Raw genomic sequence first — 22,695 nt, 5'->3', positions numbered from 1 at the left:
GGGTCAGCCGCAGATCTGCCGCAGCTGCTCGATCAGTCGCACACGCCCGGCGGTATCGGCCGCGAACGGGGTGACGTTGAGGGTGGTGACCCCGGCTTCCGCGAAGGCCGCGATGCGTTCGCGCACGAAGCCCTCCGGGCCGATCAGGGAGATCGAGCGGAGCAGTTCGAGGGGCACCGCTGCGGCCGCCTCGTCCTTCTTGCCGGCCAGGTACAGCTCCTGAATGGTCTCGGCTTCCTTCGCGTAGCCGTACCGGATGGCGAGGTCGTTGTAGAAGTTCTTGCCCTTGGCTCCCATGCCGCCGACGTACAGCGCGACCATGGGCCGGACCCAGTCGAGCATGTGGTCGACGTCGTCGCCGATGGCGAGCGGGGTCTGCGCGTAGATCTGCAGGTCGCCGAGTGCGGGATCGCGCTTGGCCTTGCCCTTCGCGATCGACTCGCCCCACACGTCGGCGGCCTTCTCCGGGTAGTAGAACAACGGCTGCCAGCCCTCGGCGATCTCGGCGGTCATCTCGACGTTCTTCGGGCCGAGCGACGCGATGATGATCGGGATACGTTCGCGCACAGGCTTGTTGATGATCTTCAGCGGCTTGCCGAGTCCGGTGCCGCGGTCTTCGGGCAGCGGGATCTGGTAGTACTTGCCCTGGTGGTCCACCTTCTCGCGGCGCCACACCTGCCGGCAGATGTCGACGATCTCGCGGGTGCGACCCAGCGGCGCGTTGTAGGGAACGCCGTGGAAACCTTCGATGACCTGAGGGCCCGACGCGCCGATACCGAGCACGAATCGGCCGTCGGAGACGAAGTCCAGACCGGCCGCCGTCATGGCGGTGAGCGTGGGTGTCCGGGTGAACAACTGGAGGATGCCGGAGGCGAGTTCGACGCGGGAGGTCTTCGCCGCCAGATAGCCGAGCTGGCTCACCGCGTCGAACGAATAGGCCTCGGGCACGAACACGATGTCGAGGCCGGCCTTCTCCAGGTCGGCCACCTCCGCCGCGGTCTCCGCGAAACCTCCGCTGTAGTTCAGTCCCATCCCGATGCGCATGCGCCACCTTCGTCCCTGCTGCACACCCCCGTTCGGGGGCGCGATCGTCCACGTGCCCCGAACACTACCGCCGTCAGGAGGTGACCGGTCGCACCACCATCACGGGGCAGCGCGCCTCGCGCATGAGCGCGTTTCCGGTAGAACCGAGCACCATCCCCTTGAAGCCGCCCCTGCCGCGGGTCCCTACCACGACGAGCTGGGCTTTCTCGCTCCAGGACTGCAGATGGGCGCGGGGGCCGTCGACGTAGACCTTCCGGTGGACCGTCACGTCCGGATAGCGCTCGCCGTAGCCCGCGAGGCACTCGGACAGCAGGGAGTGCTCGTACTCCTCGAACGCGCGGGGATCGAAGTCGAGGGGTGACTCGTCGATCTCCCCGACCTTCAGGTCGCTCCAGACGTGGACGGCGACGAGGTCGACCCTGCGCCAGGATGCCTCCTCGAACGCCAGATCGACCGCCTGGCGACTGGCGGGGCTGCCGTCCACGCCGACGACGACGGGCCGCTCGTCGGGGACGGGCCCTTCCGGTCCCCGCACCACGACGACGGGGCATTCGGCGTGACCTGCGACGGAGACCGGGGTGGAACCGAGGAACGCCTCCCCCAGCTTGGTGCCGCCGGTGGCCCCGAGGACGATCATGCGCGACGTGCGGGACAATTCGACGAGCCACTTGGCGCTTCCGGTGAGGGCGAGCTCGGCGGTGATCTCGAGATCCGGCGCCACCGCCTCGGCGGTCTCTGCCGCCTCCTTCAGGAGTGCCTGGGCCTCGGCCTCGCTCCACTCGAAGACCTGCGAGGGGCGGAAGAAGGGAAGTTTCGTCCAGCCCGACGGCGCGAAGTCCACCGCGTGGACGAGATGCAGTGGGATCTTCCGGCCGGCCGCGGTGGCGGCAGCCCACCTCACCGCGCGCTCGGAGGCCGGGGAACCGTCCACACCGACGGTCACGTGGTTGTGGTCGCGGGGTGCTTCACCGAGAGGTTTCACATCCGTAAGGCTAGCCGGATCCGGTACGCCCGGATACGGACTTTGGTCATCGTGTCGAGATTCCTTCGGTTGCAATGCATTCCATCGACAGCGATCTGCGTCACATAAAATTGTCATCGTGGATGCGAATTTACTAGCGTAGGGCCATGCAACTCACCCGGTTCACCGATCTCGGACTGAGAGTTGTGATGCATCTCGTCGCCGGCCCGGCGGGGAGTATGCCCGGTACCAGAACGATTGCAGACCAGCTCGACTTGTCGTACGCACATACGACGAAGGTCGTCGCCCGGCTCGGCGAGCTCGGAGTGGTCACCACCCGCCGCGGACGCGGCGGAGGCCTGGCCATCACCGAACTCGGCCGCACGGCGAGCCTCGGATGGCTCACCCGAGCCCTCGAAGGTGAAGAGGAAGTCGTCGAGTGCGAAGGAGCGAAGCCGTGCCCTATGCGTCACGGCTGCAACCTGCGCTCGAAGCTGCGCGCCGCACAGGACGCCTTCTACGCCGCCCTCGACGACGTCACGATCGCCGACCTGGCGACCCCTGACGCCGGCCCGGTCCCGCTCACCCTCGAACCACCCACCGACCGCTGACCCACGGCGAGGCCGCCGGCGCAGCCCGTCACGACACACACGAGGAGACACACCATGCCGCTCTCACCCGAATCCAAGGACGTCATCGCCGCGACCCTTCCGGCGGTGGGAGCCGCCATCGGCGACATCACCCCGCTGTTCTACAGCAAGATGTTCGCCGCCCACCCCGAACTCGAACGCGACCTGTTCAACCGCGGCAACCAGAAGCAGGGTGAGCAGCAGAAGGCCCTCGCCGGATCCATCGCGGCCTTCGCGACGCTCCAGCTCGATCCCGATCCCGCACGTGTCGAGGCGATCCTGTCCCGCATCGCCCACAAGCACGCCTCGCTCGGCATCAAGCCCGACGAATACTGGATCGTCCACAAGCACCTCTTCGAGGCGATCGTCGAAATCCTCGGAGACGCGGTCACGCCCGAGGTCGCGAAGGCATGGGACGAGCTGTACTGGCTGATGGCCGACACTCTCATCTCGATGGAGGCCGATCTGTACCGGGCCGCGGGTGTCGAGACCGGCGACGTCTGGCGCACCGTCCGCGTCGCCGACCGCGTGCACCAGTCCGCCGACACCGTCTCGTTCGTCCTCACCTCACTCGACGGCTCCCCGCTGCCCATCTTCCGCCCGGGCCAGTACCTCTCGGTCGGCGTCCACCTCCCCGACGGCGCCCGGCAGATCCGTCAGTACAGCCTGTCGAGCGCACCTGCCAAGGGCGACTGGCGGATCACCGTCAAGCGGGTGCTGCAGACCACCACAGCCGACGGCACCGTGCTCCCCGCCGGCGAAGTATCGAACTTCCTGTACAACAACGTCTTCGAAGGCGACGAGCTTCAGGTCACCACTCCCTTCGGCGATCTCGTCCTCATCGAGGACGAGACCCCGATCCTGCTGGCGTCGGCCGGCATCGGCTGCACCCCGATGATCGGCATGCTCGATCACCTCGCCGGCGTCGGCGACAAGCGTCCCGTCGCGGTCCTCCACGCCGACCGCTCCGTCGCGAGCCACGCCCACCGCCGCGAACTCGAGACCCTCGCCGAGAAGATTCCTTCGGCCCAGCTGTACCGCTGGTACGAGGATCTCGGCAACCGCGAGCCGCTCGAGACCATCCGCATCGGACGCGCCGACATCTCGGATCTGCCGCTCGATCCGAAGACCCAGGCCTACCTGTGCGGCCCGCTGCCGTTCATGCTCTCGCTGCGCGAAGCCCTGATCGAACGCAACGTTCCGGCGGAGAACATCCACTACGAGGTGTTCGGACCCGACAGCTGGGCGCCTGCCTCCTGATCCGGCCGATCCGATCGCGGTGCCCCGGCCGAGTCTGCCGGGGCACCGCGGCAGTCGCGACTAGGCTGCACACATGGACTCCGCCGCGGTTGTTCGCCACCCGGCCCTGTCCCGCTTCGGCCACGTACTCGCACTGCTCGGCGTACTCGTCGTGGCCGGCCTCGTCGCCCTGGTCCCCCGCTCCGACGAACCGCTCGGAACCGACGCCCCCGCCGACGTCTTCAGCGCCGCCCGCGCCGGCGAACACATCGACGCGATCGCGACGGCCCCACGGCCGCTCGGCTCGACCGCCCACACCACTGCCCGCGATCATCTCGTGGGCGTCCTCGACGAACTCGGCTGGACCACCCGCGTCGACTCCGGTGTCGGATGGATGGCACGGCCCGAGGAGGCGACCCAGCGCGGTGCCCGTGTGCAGAACATCACGGCGACCCTGGACGGTACCGATCCCACCGGCACCGTCATGCTCGTCGCGCACTACGACACGGTCCGGGGCTCCCCCGGCGCCGGCGACGACGGGATCGGCGTCGGTACGGTCCTGGAGGCCGCACGCGCGATCGACGCCGGTCCTCCCCCGCGGAACGACGTCGTCGTGCTGCTCACCGACGGCGAGGAGAACGGCCTGCTCGGCGCCCACCGGTTCGTCGGCACACAGTCCGTGCGAGCGGGGCCCGTCGTCGTCCTCAATCACGAGGCCCGCGGGAACGCGGGCACGCCGACCACCTTCCGGATCACCTCTCCCAACGGCGTCCTGATCGACAACCTGGCCGGAGCGCCCGGAGCGCATGCGGATTCCCTCACCGAGCTGATCTTCGAAGCGCTGCCGAACGACACCGATTTCCGTCGTTTCGCCGAGAGCGGCCATCACGCCCTCGACACCGCGATCTCGGCGGGATCGGCGTACTACCACAGCCCTCTCGACACCCCCGACCGTCTCAGCCGGACGTCGCTGCAACACATGGGCGAGACTTCCCTCGCGACCGCCCGCGCACTCGCCGCGTCCGATCTGACGGTCGTCGACGACGGCGGAGCCCAAGTGGTGACCACCGCGCCGTGGGGACTTCTCCACATGCCGCGCTGGGCCGAGATCGTCGGATCGGTCGTCCTCGGCGGCGTCGTGGCGGCGCTCGTCGTGCTGCGCGTGCGCCGCGGTGAGACGTCGGCCTCGCAGGTCGGCACCGCCGTCGTCGTGTCCCTGCTCGCGGCCGCGCTCGCCGCGGGGGCAGCATGGTTGCCGTGGTGGGTCGCGCAGGTCCTCGATCCGGGCATGGCCGCACCGGTCGCCGACGAGCCCTACCGGCCCGGCGTCTTCCAGTTCGCCGCTGTCGTCGCGGCCCTCGGCGTACTGGTCGTCATCCGGTCGTGGTGGGGCCGCGGCCGTCCGGTCGCCGCCCTCACGTGCGGAGCATTCGTGCTCGTCGCGATGCTTTCGCTGATCGGTATCCCCTTCCCCGGTGTGCCGCTGACACTGTCGGTGCTCACGTTGCCGTCGGCGCTGGGGCTGCTGGTGGCGCTGTTGCTCCCGCAGCGCGACACGGTGTGGCCGCTCGTCGCGACGACGCTGGGCGCGCTCGGGTCCCTGATCTTCGGTCTGCCCGCCGTGCTGGTGTCGTTCGACGCGGGCCTTCTGTACGGGGCACCGGTGGCCGGTCTGTTCGTCGCATTCGTCTTCGCCGCGGTGCTCCCGCTGTGCGAGCCGCTCCCGGCGACCACGCGGGGGTTCGTGACCTGCGCGACGGGCACCGTGGTGCTCGTCGCGGTGTGCACGCTGCTGGCCGGTCACCTCAACCGGGACGGAGCGACCGATCCCCGGCAGGAATACCTCTGGTACTCGCTCGACGCCGACCGGGGCGCCGCAGTGTGGGGGTCGCCCGACGGTCCGCGCTCCGACTGGAGCCGAGACCTGCTCACCAGCGGTCCAGAACCGCTTCCCGCCGCATTCCCGTGGCGGGAGGACCGCCCGATGCATCGCGGGCCCGCCCCGGTCGCCGATCTCGAAGCGCCCGAGGTCGAGATCCTCGAGGACACGATCGGCGGGAGCGCGCGGGAGATCCGGCTGCGGCTGACCTCACCGCGGGACGCCCAGGCCGTCGGATTGTGGATCGACAGCACGACGGCCCACGTCCACGGCGCGACGGTGGACGGTTACCGCGCCGAACCCTCCGACAAGTTCGGTTTCCTGTTCTGGGCTCCCGGCCCCGACGGGATCGAGGTGGATCTGACGCTGAGCATGCGCGAGAACCATCTCGGTGTCCGGGTGGTCGATCTCGGTGACGATCTCGGCGTCGTACCCGGATTCGTACCGCCCACCGACCGTGTCATCGTGCAACCGACGGTGGCCGTGACACGGACCTTCCGCTTGTAGGGAATGTCACTCCCACTCGTGAACGGGCGTGCCGGTCCGCATGTTCTGCACGTAGTCCTGCATCATCCCCAGGAGCGCCACGCGCCGATCCTCACCGGCGGCTTCACGCCGGGCCACCTGTCGGCGTTGCCATGCCGCACCGGTCTGCCGACTCGAGGCGCGCCGTTCGACGATCCCGAGGTAACGATCCCGGACCGCCGCCGACAACCCGTAGGCGTCGAGACCCTTGTGCGCGAGCGGCAACAGGCACCGCAGAACGAGTTCGTCGGCGCCGACCCATCCGGTCCGCGGCCAGTACAGCTTCGCGTCGAGCCCGAACTTCGCGCCCAGGACGAGATTGCGTTCCGCGGCGTCGAAGCTGAGGTCGCGCCAGAGCGGCTCGTCGGCGTCGGCCAGAGCGCGCAGCGTCCCGTAGTAGAAGGCGGCATTGGCCATCGTGTCGAGAACGGTCGGACCCGCCGGGAGCACACGGTTCTCGACACGCAGGTGTGGATGGCCGTCGCTGATGTCGTAGACGGGGCGGTTCCACCGGTAGATGGTGCCGTTGTGCATCTGCAGTTCGCGCAGCTCGGGAACCCGGCCGGCGTCGAGTTCGGCCATCGGATCGACGTCCGAGATCTCCGGAAGGAGCGCCGTGAAGTAGCGGGAATTCTCCTCGAACAGGTCGAGGGCGGAGTCGATCCACCGCTCGCCGAACCACACCCGGGGACGGACACCCTGATTCCGCAGTTCGAGCGGACGTGTATCGGTGGCCTGCGCGAACAGCGGGATCCGACTTTCGTGCCACAGCGCCTTACCGGCGAGGAAGGGTGAGTTCGCCGCGAGCGCGACCTGGGCTCCCGCCAGGCACTGGGCAGCGTTCCAATGGGTCGCGAAATCCTCCGGCGCGACCCGCAGATGCAACTGCAAGGACGTGCAGGCGGCTTCGGGAACCACCGAGTTCATATCCGCGCGAAGGGTTTCCACGACGTCGCTGCCGGGGAGGGGCACACCGTCGAGATCGAGTTCGATGTCCTCACCGCGTGCCGCGAAAATCTGGTCGTTGAGCGCTTCGTAGCGGGGATTGGCAGTGATGCGACCCAGTTCGAGATCGTCGAGTTCGAGCGTCGGCAGCATGCCGATCATCACCAACTGCGCGTCGTGCCGGTGCATCCGATCGTCGGCACGGCGCAGCGACGAACGCAGCGAATCCTCGAGTTCGAACGGTTCGTCGCCGGTGAGGCGCCGCGGTTCGACGTTCATCTCGACGTTGAACTGGCCGAGTTCGGTCTGGAAGACCGCATGGTCGTCGATCGCCTGCAGTACCTCGAGGTTCGACATCGCGGGCGACATGTCGTCGCGGACGAGGTTGAACTCGATCTCCATGCCGAGATGAGGTTCGGGCGACGAGTGCACATCGACGAAGACGTCCTCCCTGAGCATCCGCTCGAGCGCCTTCATGCAGTCGCGAACCTTGCTGCGGAACATCCGCCGGTCTTCCCCGGTGAACGAACGAGCAGATATCTCAGCTCCCAATGGAACCCCCGGGTCGGCGTGCAGTCGGTCGAGCCAAGCCTAGCGCGCGACTCTCGGTCGGGTGGGATCGGACGACTCGCCGTCGGGTCGGATCGGACGACCCGGTGAGATCAGACGGCGCGGTATCCGCCCCAGTCGGTGACCACACCGCGATCGCTCAGCCACGCATTGGGGTTGATCTTGGTGCCGGCGGTGTCCCACACCTCGAAGTGCAGGTGCGGGCCGGTGGACCAGCCCTCGTTGCCGACGGTCGCGATCTGCTGGCCGGCGTTGACCCGCTGCCCGGCGGAAACCTGGTAGGTGCTCACGTGACCGTAGACGGCGGTGGTGCCGTCGTCGTTGAGGACGCGAACCCACTGGCCGAAGCCGGAAGCCGGCCCGGCGTCGAGAACCGTGCCGTCGGCGGCGGACTTGATGGGCGTGCCGATCGGCGCCGCGATGTCGATGCCGCCGTGGTGCGTACCCCAGCGCGGACCCCAGTCGGAGGTGAGGGTGCCGGAGACGGGCTGGACAGCGGAAGGCGCAGCCGGGTTGAGCTGGTCGAGCCAGCCGGGACCCGAGAACTGATCGAGGAAATCGGTGACCTCGGCGGGGAGCTCGGGCGCACCCTGCTCGGCCGGGGTGGTGACACCGGGAATCGCCGGGATCTCGACACCCTCGGGCAGCAGACCCGCAGGAAGCTCGAAGGGAAGAGCGGGAGCCTCGGCCTGGACGTGGTCGTGGCCGGGATGCGCGGCGGCGGTGCCGGCGCCGATCTGCGAGCCCACGGCGAAGAATGCACCCGTGGCTGCGGCGACGGTGGCGGCCTTGACCGGCGCGGACGTCCCGGTGGGCTCGACACGGTGGCGACCCTTGCCGGAGGACGGCACGCGAATCGGTTCGAGGTCGAATGCTACGTCTTCGCGTGTGCGCTGATGGCGTCCCACAGTGTGTCCCTTGTTTCGTCCCGACTTCGACCGGGTATCCCCCGGCCGTTCCTGGCGACCCAAGGTAACAAAACGATATAGGGAAAGGCCAGAGTTACCTTTCCTTGATCTCAATCGGCGGGAACCTGCAGGTCGTATGCTCCCTCCGGCGAGGCCCGGGAGCGGGCGCTTGGTTACGGCAGCGGCCCGGCGGCTACACTCACAACGCGCAAAGGTCGGCTCCGCCCGGCCGGACGCCTCCGTAGCTCAGGGGATAGAGCACCGCTCTCCTAAAGCGGGTGTCGCAGGTTCGAATCCTGCCGGGGGCACCATCCGACACCACCCAGGTCCCGAGCATCGGGCACCACTCGGGTCCCGAGCATCCGACACCACCCGGGTCCCGAGCATCGGGCACCGCCGGGTTCGCGACCTTCCGGGATCACCGCCGACCGCCCGAAGCCCCCGCATCACGGTTCGATCTAGTCCGTCCTCCGCCGTCCGCACGACGGTTAGCATCCAGAACGATGCCGCTGGAGACGGAAATCGAGGACCCCGCATGGACATTCGGCCTCGTGCCTCACACCTCGCCGTGATCGTCTCGGCGGTGGTCCTCGGATTGTTCGTCACTCCCGCCCCCGCAGGGGCCGGAGGCGTCTCCGGTCTCGTCGAAGGTCCGGCCCATCCGGTCGGCGCGGGCAACGCCCGCACGTACGTCACCGTCGACGAGGAGGGCACGCCGGCCGCCATCGGGGTCCGACTCGACGCGGCCGCACTCGACGACCTGCCCAGCTCTCTGCTGCCGGTCACCGAGGCCTACGTGCTCGGCCTGCCCGAGGAGGCGGCCGCCACGGCCTTCGACCACGTCACGATCGACTGGAACTCGCACGGCCACGACCCCCAGCACGGCTTCGACGTCCCGCATTTCGATGTCCACTTCTATCTGCTGGACAGGCCGACGGTGGAGTCGATCCATCCCTTCGCCCCCGGTTACGTCCCCGCTGCTGCCCGCGTGCCCGACCCGCGCTACCTCCCGAAGGGGTACGCACCGTCCGGGGATCCGCTGACCTCGACGGTCGCAGGTATGGGACTGCACTGGGTGGACACCACCGAGACCGGGCACGATTCCGCTGCGGAACACCACTTCACCGAGACGGTGCTCTACGGCTCGTGGGACGGCCGGCAGGCGTTCATCGAGCCCATGATGAGCCGGGAGTGGCTCGCGTCCCGGCCTGCGATCCACGAGCCCCTTCCCCAGCCCGAGGCCTACCAGCGCGCGGGTCTGTACCCCACCACCTACTCCGTGTGGTGGGACGAGGCGTCGCAGACGTACACGGTCGAACTCGGCGGGCTCACGATGCGCGAGGCGTCGTAGATCGGCCGGTCGAGCGGGCTCAGTCCAGCGGGGAGACGCGGATGAGGTTGCCGTCCGGGTCCGACACCACGAATGTCCGCCCGAACACCTCGTCGTGAGGTGCCTCCACGACCGTCACCCCCTTGCCGGCCCACTCGTCGTGGATCGCGTCGACGGCGGCGGCCGAGCCCGGCACCATCAGGCCCACCTCCGAGAACCGCGGCGCATTCGCATCCGCGGTCTCGGCGCGACCCGACCACAGTGCGAACAGCACTCCCGGCGCCACTTCGAAGCAGACGTAGCGCGGGGTCGTCATCTGCGGGGTCATGCCGAACAGGTCGCTGTAGAAGCGGGTCGCGCGTTCGACGTCGGTCACGTAGATCAGGAACAGGTTGGGCGACGACACGGTCATCGACATCTCCTTCCGGTAGGCGGTGAAGGCTTCGGGGACTACCGTGGCACCGAAACCCGACAGTTCCTGTCGTGTTTTCGAAAGGAGAGCGAACAGTCCGTGAACCGGCCGCAGCGGTTGCTGAGCATGCTGGTCGTCCTGCAGGCCCGCAGACGGGTCACGGCCGCCGAACTCGCGGAGGAATTCGGCGTCTCCGGGCGCACCGTGTTGCGCGATGTGGAAACGCTTGCTGCTGCGGATCTTCCGGTGGTCGCCGAACGCGGTAGGTACGGCGGCATCGTGATGCTCCCCGGTCGGCAGACCGACCTGAACCGGCTCACCGCGTCCGAGGTGGACGTCCTGCGCGCCCTGGGTCTCGACATGGGCCGGGCCCGGCAACTCGGTGTCGACGCCACCGCACGCGACGCCGTCAACAAGCTCACCGCGCGCGGCCGGCGCACGCCGTCCAGCGCACGCGAGAACGACCTGCTGCCGCTGACCGAGGTGGTCACCGTCGACAACCGGGGATGGTTCGCCGCCGAGGACCGGGCCGACGTCGCTGCGCTCACCCGCGACCTGCGACGCGGACGGCGACTCGCGATCACCTACCGCTCGAGCGGGCACCGCGACGAACGCGAGATCGTCGTCGATCCGTACGGTGTGCTCTCCCGCGCCGGCCGTTGGTATCTCGTGGCCGACGATCAGGGGCGACCACGACTGTTCGCACTCACCCGCCTCAGGGCGTGGAAAGTGCTCGACCGGCCGCGCCTCCTGTCCCCCGGCCGGACCCTGCCCGCCCTGGCACGCGAACTCGGCGACGCGCTCGAACGACGCGAGGACGTCGTCGTCACCGCCGATCTCGCGACGAGCCGTCTCGACCTCGCGCGGCGCATCCTCGGTGCCCGCCTGCGCGGGAGCACCGCAGGGCCGCGACCGGACGTCTCGCGGATCACGGTGGCCTACGACTCGATCGACGGTGTGCGGCAACTGCTGCAGTTCGGCGAGCACATCGAGATCGTCGGGCCACCCGAGGCACGGGACCTCGTGGCAGGACTGGCCGAGTCGCTCCTCCGCCGCCATACCGCGCATCGTCGCCGTCCGTGAACTCCCGATGATCCGAAAGCTGTCCCTGCTGCGGCGCGATTCCTATCGTGAGGAGATGTTCGACGCGCACCTGCACATCATCGATCCGCGCTTCCCCCTCGTCGAGAACGACGGGTATCTACCCGAACCGTTCACCGTCGACGACTATCTCGCGCGGGTCGCGCATCTCGGGGTCACCGGAGGAGCGGTGGTGTCGGCGTCGTTCCAGGCCTTCGATCACAGTTACCTCCTCGACGCGCTCGACCGGCTCGGTCCGTCCTTCGTGGGTGTCGTGCATCTGCCGGTCACCGCTTCGGACCACGAGATCGTGCGGCTCGACGCGGCGGGCGTGCGGGCGGTGCGATTCAACGTCCGCCGCGGCGGGTCGGCGACCCTCTCCGAACTCGACCGGCTGGCCCGCCGGGTCCACGACCTCGTCGGCTGGCACGCCGAGTTGTACATCGATGCCCGCGATCTGGCCGATGTGCACTCGACGATCGCGGCGCTACCCGCGGTGTCGATCGATCATCTGGGATTGTCGCGGGACGGCCTGCCGTCACTGTTGCGCCTGGTGGACAGTGGTGTCCACGTGAAGGCCACGGGGTTCGGGCGCCTCGACTTCCCGGTGGCCGACGCGCTGCGGGCCCTTGCCGAGGCGAATCCCGCCGCCCTCGTGTTCGGCACCGACCTGCCGTCGACGCGGGCACCACGACCGTTCCGGGACACCGACATCACCCTCGTCGAGGACGCGCTCGGCGACGACCTCGCCGACGCGGTATTGCGCCGCAATGCTTCCGGGCTGTACCGGATCGAGACCGAAACCGCTCCAGGAACTTCGGTGTCTCGATAGACTCACGCTCGTCATCGGTGCGCGGGACGCGCCGCGGTATTCCTCGCCGCGGTCGGCTCCCGGACGTGACGTCCCTTTTCCGAGGAGCAGCACCATGCCTGCACTGCGAAGTGCACGTCGAGTTCTCGCCCTGGCGGCTCCCATCGCTGCCGCAATCGCATTCACCGGTGCGGCAACCGCTGCACCCCCTCAGCCGCTGGGCACGGCGATCACCATCGGCTGCATCAATCAGGGCAGCCTCGCGTCGTTGACCTCGGTCGCGGCGCAACCCGGACCGGACGCCGGTATTCCCGGCGGACACGTGTTGTTCTCCACGCGGGAAGCGCTGTGGCCGGTCCCGGCAGCAGGCCAGGTCAGCGTCGCATGGCTCAATCGCACCACCGGCCGTACCGGCATCGTCGATCTGGGCGGTGCGTACCCGAACCTGTCGGCGCTGGTCGACACCGGACCGGGTGAAGTCGTGGCCACGGTGTTCGGCTCGGTGAATCTCGGCAGTGGACCGCTGTGCAACTCGACCCCCGCAACCGGAGGCGTCGTAGTGCCGTGACATCGGGAGAGACATCCGGCGCCGCCCGCACCGGATGCCTCGTCACCGAGGTGAATACATGATGATGGCGACGCCCACGAGGCAGACGAGCGCGCCCGCGACATCCCATCGATCGGGCCGGAAGCCGTCCATCACCATGCCCCACGCCAACGAACCGGCCACGAACACACCGCCGTACGCGGCGAGGATGCGCCCGAAGTTCGCGTCGGGCTGGAGCGTGGCGACGAAACCGTAAGCGCCGAGCGCGATCACGCCCATCCCCATCCAGATCCAGCCGCGGTGCTCGCGCACGCCCTGCCACACCAGCCACGCACCACCGATCTCGAACAGGGCTGCAACGGCGAACAGCAGCAACGACTTCAGCACGGTCACACGAGGAACTCTAGTCCTGCGACACCACACCCGACTCGATGCCGCGCGCGCTCTCGTCCATGCCGTGATCGTCGAGCATCACCACGTCCACGCCTCGTCGACGCGCGGCGTCCGCCGCACTCGTGGCTTCCGTCGTGTGTCCACCCTGCCCGGTGAGAAGCCGACGGGTCACAGTTCGTCGATGGAGATCACACCGTCCTGCAGGGCGCGGGCGAGCAGTGCGGTCTTCGTGGTCGCCCTACGCCCGACCCGGGCATACTTCTCGCGAATGCGGACGATGTGGGTGCTGACCGTGGCTGCGGTGACGAACAGGCTCGCAGCCGCCTCTGCCTTGGACTCGCAGAGCAACCAGGCCCGTAGGATCTCGATCTCGCGAGCCGAGAGTGCGGGCTTCTGTGGTGCAGGCTCCTGAGCCGGGGAATGTCCGAGCATCGTCGTCATAGCGCGTCCCTACCGAGATGGATACATGGGATCGAGCCGGGTCCCCCGACGAACACCGTTTCGAGTGGATACAACGTAACGGTTGGAGGCGACAATCACCCATACCGATCTCTTTCTGCCCGACAGAATACGGGCATCGGTACTTCGACCGCTCAACCGATCCGCCGGCCGTCGCGCCCGAGCTCGATACGTCGACGTCAGGAGTCAGCGCCTGCTTCCTCTTCTCGCACCACGCTCGACGCGTCGACGTCGTCGCGCAGACCGCGCCAGCTCGCGTGCCGCACACGGTCTCCTTCCGTCCATCCCCCGAACCGCACTTCCCCCACGAGTTCGGGCCGCAGCCACACCGCATCGCGGCGTTCGGCGGCCGGCACCTCGTTCGCGAACGGGTTCGAACGACTCGTGTGTCCCTTCATGGTCTTCGCCACCGACAGGAGGGTCTCGGCGTCGAAACCGGTACCCACCTTGCCGACGTAGACGAACTCGCCGTCGTCGTAGACGCCGAGCAACAGGGATCCGAAGGTGGAGGCGCGATTGCCGCGGCCGCGCCGATACCCCCCGAGCACGACGGTCTGGGTCAGCCAGTTCTTGGACTTGATCCACCCCGCTCCGCGTTTGCCCGGCAGGTATACGGAGTCACGGCGCTTCGCGACCACGCCCTCCCAGTTCTTCGCCCGGCTGCGGTCGAGAGCGTCGGGTCCGCCACCCGGGAGCAGGTCGGGGACGATCAGTCCGTCCGTTGCGGCGGCGAGCGCCTCGAGGACCCGGCGGCGATCGTCGTAGGTCTTGCGCAGCAGCGAAACCCCGTCGAGATACAGCACATCGAACACGCGGTACTCGTAGTTCACGCCGCGCTGCAGCATCGAGAAACTCGTCACGCCGGAACGGTCCACCGCGACGATCTCCCCGTCGAGCACCGCCCGGTGACCGTCGAGGATCGTCGCGAGTTCGACGAGCTTCGGATAGTCGCCGGTGACATCGCGTCCGGATCTGCTGCGGAGCCTCACCGTGCCGTCCTCGATCTCCGCGATCGCGCGGTATCCGTCCCATTTGCCTTCGAACGCCCAGTGTTCGGCGTCGAGATCCGAGACGTCACCGGGGGTCGCGAGCATCGGCGCCAGGTCGTGCGGGAAGACCTTCGACGGCCCGCCGTCGGACGAAGGCTCGGGGATCGGTTCCGCCTGGTCTTTCATGCGATGCGCCAGCCACTGGTTCTTCTCGGTGCGGATCAGCGCGTACCGTCCCTCGATCCGCTCGCCGTGGAAACGGACGATCACCTCGTCGTCCCGCCACTTCTCGGTGTCGTAGGTGCCGGTGTCCCACACGGTCATGCTGCCGGCACCGTATTCGCCCTTCGGGATCGTCCCGTGGAAGGTCAGGTACTCGATGGGATGATCCTCGGTCCGTACCGCCAGATTGTTGCGCCCGGAGGTCTCCGGCAGGTTCTTCGGCACCGCCCAGGAGGCCAGCACACCGTCGCGTTCGAGCCGCAGGTCGTAGTGCAGGCGACGCGCACGGTGTTCCTGGATGACGAACCTGTTGCCGGGACCGTCGTCCGGGACGCGATCGGGCACGGGTTCGGGGGTGCGCGCCGCGTCGCGCTTGCCGCGGTAGGTGTCCAGAGCGTCGCCGCCGGACACGGTGCCGCCGCCGAGCGGCGGATCCAATCCGGCGAGTAGGTCCCCGAGTTCGTCGATACGAGCGAGCACGTCGCGGAAATGCAGTTGCGTGAGGTCCGGATCGTCGAGTTCGTCCCAGCTACGCGGGGCCGCAACCCACGGCTCGTCGCGACCGCGCAGCGAGTACGGAGCCACCGTCGTCTTGGAACTGTTGTTCTGACTCCAGTCGACGAAGACCTTGCCGTCGCGCGCGGATTTCGCCATCGTCGCGGTCACCAGGCCGGGAAGGGTGGTCTCGAGATTGCGCGCGACCTGCTTCGCCACCTTCGACGCCCCCGCCGAGGACAACACCCGGTCGAGCGGAACGTACAGGTGGATCCCCTTGCTGCCACTGGTCACGGGATAGGCGTTCCACCCGAGTTCTGCGACGGTGTCGCGCACGTGGCGGGCGACCTCCGCGCACTCGGCCAGGCCCACCCCGGGCCCGGGGTCGAGATCGAAGACGATGCGGGTCGCGGGTCCGGCCTTCTCTCCGTCGAAACGCCACTGGTGGACGTGGAGTTCGAGGGCTGCCTGTTGTGCGAGCCAGACCAGTCCGGCGACCGAATCGAACAGCGGGTAGGTGACCCGCCGGTCCTTGTGGTGCAGAGTGCGACGCTCGATCCATGCCGGTGCGTGGTCCGGAAGGTTCTTCTCGAAGAAGGACTGTCCACCGACGCCGTTCGGCCACCGGTTGCGGGTCGTGGCCCGGCCGGCGATGTGGGGCAGCATCGCCTCGGCGATCGCTTCGTAGTACTCGACGACCTCACCCTTCGTCGTCCCGGTGCTCGGATACAGCACCTTGTCGAGGTTGGTCAGGGTGATGCGGTGACCGTCGATCGTCCGGGTCGGCATACTTCGGATTCTGCCAATTCGGGCGCGTTCGGGTGCGGTGTCGAAGAGGGTGATCGGGGCGGCACGTCCGTGAACGCCGAAGCTTCGGGCGGACGGATTCGAAGCAGCGTGAGGCACGCTGTACAGCGCCGAAACCCTGTCGCCCGAGCAGGGGAATGGGGCGGGCAGGGTCCGGCATCGCCTGAGTGGCCGACATCGGATCCACCCGGCGGCGGTGATCGTCCGCGCAGGGGGGTGACAGGCGATCATCGATATCCCGAGAATACGCCGAATGGCCCCGGCCGGGATCGAATGTGCATGTTCGAGTTACTGCCGACGGGGCAGGTGGACGCATCCGACCCCCTGCGCCGGAAGTCTCACGCCCCGTCGGCAGTCTCGACAGCGACGCATTGTTCGCTTCCGGTGCAGTCTATTCGTTTTTCGGAGATTCGTCGGTAATCCGATCGGATCACAACCGTCCCGCGCCGGTCACGCGAGGGGATCGACCGTAGACGGACCGGTATTGCGCCGCGAACCGCCCGGGCGACGAGAAGCCCCACCGCGCCGCTATCGAGGCCACCGTCTCACGGTTCGGGTCGGCGGTCTGCAGATCACGGTGGGCCCGCTCGAGTCGTACCGAACGCAGGTACCGCACGGGCGTCGTGTGATGGTGGCGTACGAAATCGTATTGCAGGGCGCGCCCTCCGACGCCGGCGGCAGCGGCGATATCGGCCAGTCTGATCGGGCGAGCCGCTTCGGCCTCGATGAAGGCGACGGCCTTCTGCAGGGCCGCAGGCGTGGGTGCGGCGTCCAGCACTTCCCGGATCGAGGACGGCTCATGCGTCCGGCCGGAGACGAGCACCTCCTCCGCCAATTGCACCGTCGATACGGCGGTACGGCGGGAGGCCCGAAGCAGCGATTCCTTCGCCTGTCCGGCATCGAGGCCGTATCGTTCCATCAGCACGCCCGTCGCCCGTTCGATTGCAGCCCGCGAGGCCCACACCTGCTCCTCCGAGGGAGAAAGGTGGATCTCCCCCACCCGCTCGTTCGCACGTGTATCCATGATCCGTTCCCACCGTCCGGACGGCCCCTATGTCAGCATACGTGCACGTCGACCGCCTGCCGGCCGAAGATTCCGTAGCCCACGTCGAACCGGACCCGCTGACCACTTGTCAGGAAGCGGTAACCGCTCCCGTCGATCTGTGAATAATGCACCAGGATTTCGGTGCCGTCGTCGTCACGGATGAATCCGTGTCCCAGATCGGCATCGAACCACAGCACAACTCCGTGCTCCATTGTCGTCCCCTGCCACCGTTCGCGAATTTCCCGACGGAGCAGCGATGCGGAAGCGTATCCCCTGCGCTCCCGGCAGTCCCTCTGCACCTGTCATTGAATCCTGTTCGGGGGGCCGGGGGAAGCGCCCGCGCCGAATCGGTGACATTCGTACCATTTCTTCCGATTCATCTGCGTACCAACGGAGTTGGTTCGAGTCCGGACTTCCGGAAGTAGAGAGTCGCACCCGATGCCTCCGCCGGTGTACCTACACACCGCATGTCTGTCGATGTATACCGAAGGGGCACTTGCCATTCGGATCGTCTCGACAATCCGCCCGAGGGCGGGTCGGGTGCCAGGCCCTTCGTTCGCCGCATCGGCCCCTCCGGTCCGTTCCGCAGCGGTGATCGCGCAGGCCGCATCGACGAGGGTGAGGTGACCGAAGACCTGAGGGAAGTTGCCCCCTGTCGCCCCACCTTCCCCCGGCCACCTCACGCGCCACGTCCACAACACGCTGACCGCACCGCGCCTCCGGCGTGGATATTTGATGCCTTCAGAACGAAACACCTTTCCCGCCAACGGTTGTGAACCTCGATGAAACGGTGCCCGTTCACGCCGACGGTGGCCGGCGGGGAATGCCCGTCGACCAGTATTCCGGTTCGACGTCAGCGACATCGACGTCGTGTCCGAAGAACTGGCGGGCCAGCACACGAGCGCGGTCCTGCACCTCTGCCGAGGTGAGCTCGTCCGCCAGTACCAGCGACAGCCTTGCCACGCACTCGGTCGGCTCGTCGATCCGGTGTACCGTACACCTCCAGTCGCCCATGAGGCTCGTCCCGTCGAACCCGTCGTCGCGTCGGAGCGGGGGCGCGCCCGCCCGACGCGGAGGTCGGACTCGCGCTCAGGACGCGAGGATCCTCGCCTTCTCCCTCTCGAATTCGGCCTCGGTGAGCACGCCCTGTGCCTTCAATTCGGCGAGGTCCTTCAACGCCGCGATGCGGTCCGTCCCGCCCGGAGGCGGGCTCGCCGGGGTCGGCGCGGGCTCGGGTGCGTACTGTTCGGGCCGACCGTACTGTGCTTGTTCCTGCGCACTCCACCGTGCCCCCTGACGGCGGGAGACCCGATTGGAGACGGCTGTCGCAGTCCCCGCTACGACTGCGGTACGAGCCACCCCACGAAGCAGTCCCGGCATGATGCTCTCCTCACGTATCTCGTTCGCTCGAATCACATTTCGACATCGAGCTTCTCCAGCGAAGCCAGGATGCTCTGCACCGGGATACGCCCGGATGCGACGAGTTCGGCGCCGTTTCGGCGCAGTGCCCGCGCCAGCGGAGCAGCCCAGGTGTTCTCGTAGACGAGGACGGCGGCCGAGCAGCCCGGTTCGAGCGCGGCCCCCGCTTCATCGAAGTCGGTGTCGCCGAGCAGGCCCGAGGAGGCCTCCGCGAACAGCGTCACGTCGACCTCTCCTTCGAGTCCGACCTCGGAGATGTCGATCCCGGCCACCGAACCGTCGGTGTCCTTGCGGACGAACGCGAGATCGAGCACCCGGATGATGCCTCGTTCGACGAGATCGAGCAGCAGCGGTAGAGCAGAGCCGTTCGGCGGTCGGTCGGCGGGGAATTCGATGACGAGATAGTCGACCGGGCCCATCTCGTCGATATCCGAATCGGTCACCTGGAGCCTCGTTTCGATGAAAGATCGTTCGCGGAAGCCGGGAGCCGACTTCCGCCGGTGTCGTCGAGAACAGATCCCCTCTTGTCGAGTATGACCGCCCGGCGGCTGTTTCCGAAGCGAATAGAGTCCATATTTCCTACGGAGAGATCCTCGGCGGCGCATACTGAGTCCGGCCCCGGAAGGGGGCGATGCAGGGATGACCACGAACACCGACGCGGGCGGTGAAGATCCCCGACCGGGTCGACTGGACGACGACGAACGCGCCGAACTCGACCGGTTGCGCGCGGAGGTCGCCACGCTTCGGGAACGAGCCGCTCCCGGGACGAAGCCCGTTCGCGAACCGCGCCCCCCGAGACACGGATGGCGCTGGGCTGCGGTTGCGCTGCTCACCGTACTGGTCGCGGTTCTGGCTGTCCTGTCGGTGACGGCACGGTTCGTGCGCAGCGAGATCCTCGACACCGACCGGTACGTGACCACCGTCGCCCCTCTGGGTTCGAACCCTGCCATCCAGACACAGATCGCGAACTCCGTCACCGACGAGATCTTCACGCGCGTGGACATCGAAGGCCTGACGACCGACGCACTGGTTGCCCTCACCGATGCCGTTCCGGCCACGGAGAACGCGCCCCGTGTCGACCGCGCGGTGGAGGGACTGGCGCCGGTGATCACGGGGCAGGCGCGGAGCTTCGTCAACCAGACGGTGCTGTCCTTCGTGCAGAGCGACCGATTCGAGGATCTGTGGATCCAGGCCAATCGCGCCGCCCACGAGGGCGTGGTCGCGGTGGTGACCGGGAATCTCGGTCCGTCGTCCGTAACGGTCGACGACGCGGGTACGGTGAGCATCTCGCTCGGCACGGTGATCGACAACGTGAAGGCTCGCCTCCTCGACCGTGGTTTCACGTTCGCCGAGAAGATCCCGAGTGTCGACAAACAATTGGTCCTGTTCCGATCACCGGAACTGGTCCGGGCACAACGAGCCGTGAACACCCTCGACAACGTGTCCGATGTACTGCCCTGGATCACGCTCGCCGCTGCTGCCGCCGCAGTCGCGGTCGCGCCGGCGGGACGGCACCTACGCGCACTCGCGTTCGTCGGCCTCGCGCTGGTCGTAGGCATGTTCGTTCTGGCGGTCGCCCTTATCATCGCTCGATCGCTGTATCTCGACGGTGTTCCACCCGACGTCCTGTCGCCGGATGCGGCTGCCGCCATCATCGATGCCGTGCTGGTACCGCTGCGAACCACTCTCCGGGCGGTCGCGGTCCTCGGGTTGGTGATCGCTCTCGGCGCCTACCTCACCGGTGGTTCGTCCTCCGCCGAGACCGTCCGGCGCGGGTTCGGCCGCAGCCTCGACGCCGTGCAACGACTGCGCCGGCCGCGCCCGCCGAATCCCTTCGAGGAAGCAGCTTTCCGTGCCCGCATCGTGATCCGGTCGGTCATCATCGGAGTGGCCGCGCTGCTCGTGATGTTCTGGCGCTACCCCACCGGACTCGTGGTCGCGCTCATCGTGCTGGGTGCGGTCCTGGCGCTGCTGGTCCTGGAACTGGTGATCAGGCCGGCCCGCACCGTCGAGGAGCATCCGGCGATCGAGGATCAGCCGACGACCTGATCGCCGCTACGACCGGTCCTGCCGATGAAGGCGTTCACCGCATCGTCGACGGTCGGGTGGAAGCGAGTCGGGTCGAATCTGTCTCCCACCCCGAATCTGACGAGCCGATCCTTGATCGGTCCCTTCATCTCGGCGAATACGAGCCGGATTCCGTTGCCTTCCAGATAGGTGTCGAGGTCGACGAGTTCGTCCACGGCAGTGGTGTCGAGTCCTGTGATCGGTTCGGCCGCGATGATCACCCACTCGACCGGCACCTCGCTTCCGGCGACCACCGAGCGCACGTACCGATCGAAGATCTCACCGTTGGCGAAGAAGAGCGGAGCGTCGAACCGGACGAGCACCAGCCCCGGGATACGAGTCCCGTCGGGATGACGCTCGACGTCGTGAAATCCCGGACGGTCGGCGGTCCGTACGAGTTCGGTGCGGTACGGCTGCCACGCGTGCGCAACCACCGAGACGAAGGACAGACCGATCGCGACGAGGATGCCCTGCAGCACGCCCACCAGAGCGACACCGAGGAAGGCCGCGGCAGCCAGCCCGAACTCGACCGTGCTCATCCTCCACATCCGGACCATGCCCCGGATGTCGACCAGGGCCGTGGCGGCGACGACCACCACGGCACCGAGAGTCGCATCGGGCAGGTAGGTGGTCAGACCCGGAGCGACGAGTATGAAGACGAGGACGGCGACCGCGCCTACGACACAGGCGAACTGTGTACGCGCGCCGCTCTGCTCGGCAACCGGCGTCCGCGATCCGCTCGCCGAGATCGGGAACCCCCCGAAGAGTCCCCCCGCGATGTTGGCGACACCCACCGCCTTCATCTCCGTACTCCCGTTCACGTTCTCGCCTCGGCGCGCAGCGAACGTGCGGGAGAGCACCCCGGTGTCGGCGAAGGCGATCAGCGCGATACCGGCCGCCGGTCCGACGAGCCGGGCCACGTCTCCCCATCCGACCCCGCCGAACGACGGGAGCGGGAGCCCCTCGGGCAGCGCACCGACCATCCCGATGTCGTCGGTGAGATCCAGCGCGGCGGAGGTCACGATCGCTCCGACGACCGCGACCAGGACTCCCGGTATCCGCGGCAACCACAATCGGAAACCCACGATGACCGCGAGCGAGGCCAGCCCGATACCGGCTGCGACCGGGTCGATCCCGCCGCCCGCCACGGCTTCCCCGATCTCCCGGATCTCCCCCAGGAGGCCGGGCGCGTCGACCGAGAAGCCGAGCAGCTTCGGCAGTTGCCCGACGATCACGACGAGTGCGATCGCATTCAGGTAACCCAGCCGGATCGGTTTGGACAACAGTTCGGTGACGAAGCCGAGACGGAGGAACCCCCCGACGAGCAGGATCACGCCGACGAGCACACCGAGTATCCCGGCGAAGACCAGGGCGCTCTCCGGGTCGTCTGCGACGGCGAGTGGGAGGACGGCCGCTGCGATGAGCGGGGCGAGCGACGAGTCCGGGCCCAGGACGAGGATCTTCGACGGGCCGACCACGGCATAGGCCAGGAGCGGCACGATGGTTGCATAGAGGCCGGCATAGGCAGGCAGTCCGGCCGCTTCCGCGTACCCCATTCCGGCAGGGATGAGCAGTGCGGTGAGCACGAGGCCGGCGGTGATGTCCGGACGCAACCACTCGCGACGGTAGCCACGAGCCGTTGCGATTCCGGGAAGCGCGGAGAGCCCCGTCAATCGGGACACGGCCCGAAGTTCCTGCACACCGGGAACGAGCGCTCACGACTGTTCCCGTGTCCCGTTTCGTGTTCCACGATCCACCTCCGCACGACATCCATTCTGCGCCTTCGTCCGGATTCGGAGACCACTTCGAGCCTTGACGAGTATCCGACGCGAGGACGACGATCGAACGATAACCGGCGACGACGAGATGCGTCAGGTCCGACAGGTGATCGAACGTCGCATCGTTCGCTGTCCCCACGT

23 protein-coding genes and 1 tRNA gene are annotated in these 22,695 nt (G+C 67.8%); 9 read left to right on the top strand and 15 right to left on the bottom strand.

Features of this window, described 5'->3' with window-relative positions; all coding sequences use genetic code 11:
* Positions 1–3: 3 nt before the first annotated feature.
* Both A8G18_RS14090 and A8G18_RS14085 read right to left on the bottom strand, forming a co-directional pair.
* Positions 4–1,044: an LLM class F420-dependent oxidoreductase gene (locus A8G18_RS14090; protein WP_016933393.1), complete on the bottom strand. Its 1,041-nt coding sequence runs from the start codon at positions 1,042–1,044 to the stop codon at positions 4–6.
* A gap of 73 nt (positions 1,045–1,117) precedes the next feature.
* Positions 1,118–2,026 carry a universal stress protein gene (locus tag A8G18_RS14085; RefSeq protein ID WP_064064370.1) on the bottom strand — a complete coding sequence of 303 codons (909 nt, stop codon included), beginning with the start codon at positions 2,024–2,026 and terminating at the stop codon, positions 1,118–1,120.
* 146 nt (positions 2,027–2,172) lie between these two features.
* Here A8G18_RS14085 and A8G18_RS14080 point away from each other — a divergent pair, with 146 nt between their 5' ends.
* The 3 genes from A8G18_RS14080 (at position 2,173) to A8G18_RS14070 (ending at position 6,259) form a co-directional block, all read left to right on the top strand.
* Positions 2,173–2,616 (top strand): RrF2 family transcriptional regulator, encoded by a 444-nt coding sequence (locus A8G18_RS14080; protein WP_064064369.1) that lies wholly within the window; start codon positions 2,173–2,175, stop codon positions 2,614–2,616.
* Between the two features lie 54 nt (positions 2,617–2,670).
* Complete coding sequence (locus A8G18_RS14075) at positions 2,671–3,894, top strand: globin domain-containing protein (RefSeq protein ID WP_064064368.1); 1,224 nt, start codon at positions 2,671–2,673, stop codon at positions 3,892–3,894.
* Between the two features lie 73 nt (positions 3,895–3,967).
* The gene (locus A8G18_RS14070; RefSeq protein WP_064064367.1) at positions 3,968–6,259 is read left to right on the top strand and encodes a M28 family peptidase; all 2,292 of its coding nucleotides are present in this window, start codon (positions 3,968–3,970) and stop codon (positions 6,257–6,259) included.
* A 6-nt stretch (positions 6,260–6,265) separates the two neighbouring features.
* Here A8G18_RS14070 and A8G18_RS14065 read toward each other — a convergent pair whose 3' ends face one another.
* The gene (locus tag A8G18_RS14065; RefSeq protein ID WP_157100854.1) at positions 6,266–7,774 is read right to left on the bottom strand and encodes a glutamate-cysteine ligase family protein; all 1,509 of its coding nucleotides are present in this window, start codon (positions 7,772–7,774) and stop codon (positions 6,266–6,268) included.
* A 110-nt stretch (positions 7,775–7,884) separates the two neighbouring features.
* Complete coding sequence (locus A8G18_RS14060; RefSeq protein ID WP_064064365.1) at positions 7,885–8,700, bottom strand: M23 family metallopeptidase; 816 nt, start codon at positions 8,698–8,700, stop codon at positions 7,885–7,887.
* A 235-nt stretch (positions 8,701–8,935) separates the two neighbouring features.
* Between A8G18_RS14060 and A8G18_RS14055 the strand changes: the two genes are divergently transcribed.
* A tRNA-Arg gene (locus A8G18_RS14055) sits at positions 8,936–9,011 on the top strand.
* A 224-nt stretch (positions 9,012–9,235) separates the two neighbouring features.
* The gene (locus tag A8G18_RS14050; RefSeq protein ID WP_064064364.1) at positions 9,236–10,051 is read left to right on the top strand and encodes a DUF5602 domain-containing protein; all 816 of its coding nucleotides are present in this window, start codon (positions 9,236–9,238) and stop codon (positions 10,049–10,051) included.
* A gap of 19 nt (positions 10,052–10,070) precedes the next feature.
* On the opposite strand, the gene A8G18_RS14045 is transcribed toward A8G18_RS14050, so the two are convergent.
* On the bottom strand, positions 10,071–10,442 hold the full coding sequence (locus A8G18_RS14045; RefSeq protein ID WP_245207881.1) for a VOC family protein: 372 nt from the start codon (positions 10,440–10,442) through the stop codon (positions 10,071–10,073).
* Positions 10,443–10,541: 99 nt separating this feature from the next.
* Here A8G18_RS14045 and A8G18_RS14040 point away from each other — a divergent pair, with 99 nt between their 5' ends.
* From A8G18_RS14040 to A8G18_RS14030, 3 genes are all read left to right on the top strand, one after another.
* Positions 10,542–11,525, top strand: a complete 984-nt coding sequence (locus A8G18_RS14040; RefSeq protein ID WP_064064363.1) for a helix-turn-helix transcriptional regulator — start codon at positions 10,542–10,544, stop codon at positions 11,523–11,525.
* Between the two features lie 7 nt (positions 11,526–11,532).
* Positions 11,533–12,354, top strand: a complete 822-nt coding sequence (locus A8G18_RS14035; RefSeq protein WP_064064362.1) for an amidohydrolase family protein — start codon at positions 11,533–11,535, stop codon at positions 12,352–12,354.
* Positions 12,355–12,448: 94 nt separating this feature from the next.
* Complete coding sequence (locus tag A8G18_RS14030) at positions 12,449–12,901, top strand: hypothetical protein (RefSeq protein WP_064064361.1); 453 nt, start codon at positions 12,449–12,451, stop codon at positions 12,899–12,901.
* A gap of 42 nt (positions 12,902–12,943) precedes the next feature.
* On the opposite strand, the gene A8G18_RS14025 is transcribed toward A8G18_RS14030, so the two are convergent.
* From A8G18_RS14025 to A8G18_RS13990, 9 genes are all read right to left on the bottom strand, one after another.
* A complete protein-coding gene (locus A8G18_RS14025) occupies positions 12,944–13,273 on the bottom strand; it encodes a YnfA family protein (protein ID WP_064064360.1) in 330 nt (109 codons plus the stop codon).
* 10 nt (positions 13,274–13,283) lie between these two features.
* Positions 13,284–13,445, bottom strand: a complete 162-nt coding sequence (locus A8G18_RS22835) for a UDP-N-acetylglucosamine--N-acetylmuramyl-(pentapeptide) pyrophosphoryl-undecaprenol N-acetylglucosamine transferase (RefSeq protein WP_147290708.1) — start codon at positions 13,443–13,445, stop codon at positions 13,284–13,286.
* Positions 13,442–13,714, bottom strand: a complete 273-nt coding sequence (locus A8G18_RS14020; protein ID WP_016933095.1) for a LuxR C-terminal-related transcriptional regulator — start codon at positions 13,712–13,714, stop codon at positions 13,442–13,444. The genes A8G18_RS22835 and A8G18_RS14020 overlap by 4 nt, the downstream gene beginning before the upstream one ends.
* A gap of 197 nt (positions 13,715–13,911) precedes the next feature.
* Positions 13,912–16,227 carry an ATP-dependent DNA ligase gene (locus A8G18_RS14015; protein WP_064064359.1) on the bottom strand — a complete coding sequence of 772 codons (2,316 nt, stop codon included), beginning with the start codon at positions 16,225–16,227 and terminating at the stop codon, positions 13,912–13,914.
* A 448-nt stretch (positions 16,228–16,675) separates the two neighbouring features.
* Positions 16,676–17,269, bottom strand: a complete 594-nt coding sequence (locus A8G18_RS14010) for a helix-turn-helix domain-containing protein (RefSeq protein WP_084421802.1) — start codon at positions 17,267–17,269, stop codon at positions 16,676–16,678.
* Between the two features lie 32 nt (positions 17,270–17,301).
* Complete coding sequence (locus tag A8G18_RS14005; RefSeq protein WP_064064357.1) at positions 17,302–17,502, bottom strand: cold-shock protein; 201 nt, start codon at positions 17,500–17,502, stop codon at positions 17,302–17,304.
* A 586-nt stretch (positions 17,503–18,088) separates the two neighbouring features.
* Entirely contained in the window at positions 18,089–18,253 is a 165-nt protein-coding gene (locus A8G18_RS14000; RefSeq protein WP_245207880.1) for a hypothetical protein, read from the bottom strand.
* 126 nt (positions 18,254–18,379) lie between these two features.
* Positions 18,380–18,670: an SHOCT domain-containing protein gene (locus tag A8G18_RS13995; protein ID WP_064064375.1), complete on the bottom strand. Its 291-nt coding sequence runs from the start codon at positions 18,668–18,670 to the stop codon at positions 18,380–18,382.
* 32 nt (positions 18,671–18,702) lie between these two features.
* A complete protein-coding gene (locus A8G18_RS13990; protein ID WP_006551605.1) occupies positions 18,703–19,152 on the bottom strand; it encodes a DUF6325 family protein in 450 nt (149 codons plus the stop codon).
* A 196-nt stretch (positions 19,153–19,348) separates the two neighbouring features.
* Between A8G18_RS13990 and A8G18_RS13985 the strand changes: the two genes are divergently transcribed.
* Positions 19,349–20,758 (top strand): hypothetical protein, encoded by a 1,410-nt coding sequence (locus tag A8G18_RS13985; RefSeq protein WP_064064355.1) that lies wholly within the window; start codon positions 19,349–19,351, stop codon positions 20,756–20,758.
* Here the strand turns inward: A8G18_RS13985 and A8G18_RS13980 are convergent.
* Positions 20,743–22,458 (bottom strand): SulP family inorganic anion transporter, encoded by a 1,716-nt coding sequence (locus A8G18_RS13980; RefSeq protein ID WP_064064374.1) that lies wholly within the window; start codon positions 22,456–22,458, stop codon positions 20,743–20,745. The genes A8G18_RS13985 and A8G18_RS13980 overlap by 16 nt on opposite strands.
* Between the last annotated feature and the right edge of the window lie 237 nt (positions 22,459–22,695).

Source organism: Rhodococcus gordoniae, from assembly GCF_001646655.1.
Classification (GTDB): Bacteria; Actinomycetota; Actinomycetes; order Mycobacteriales; family Mycobacteriaceae; genus Rhodococcus; species Rhodococcus gordoniae.
Note: the sequence above shows the minus strand (reverse complement) of the source record. Positions and strands in the feature narration are given on the sequence as shown.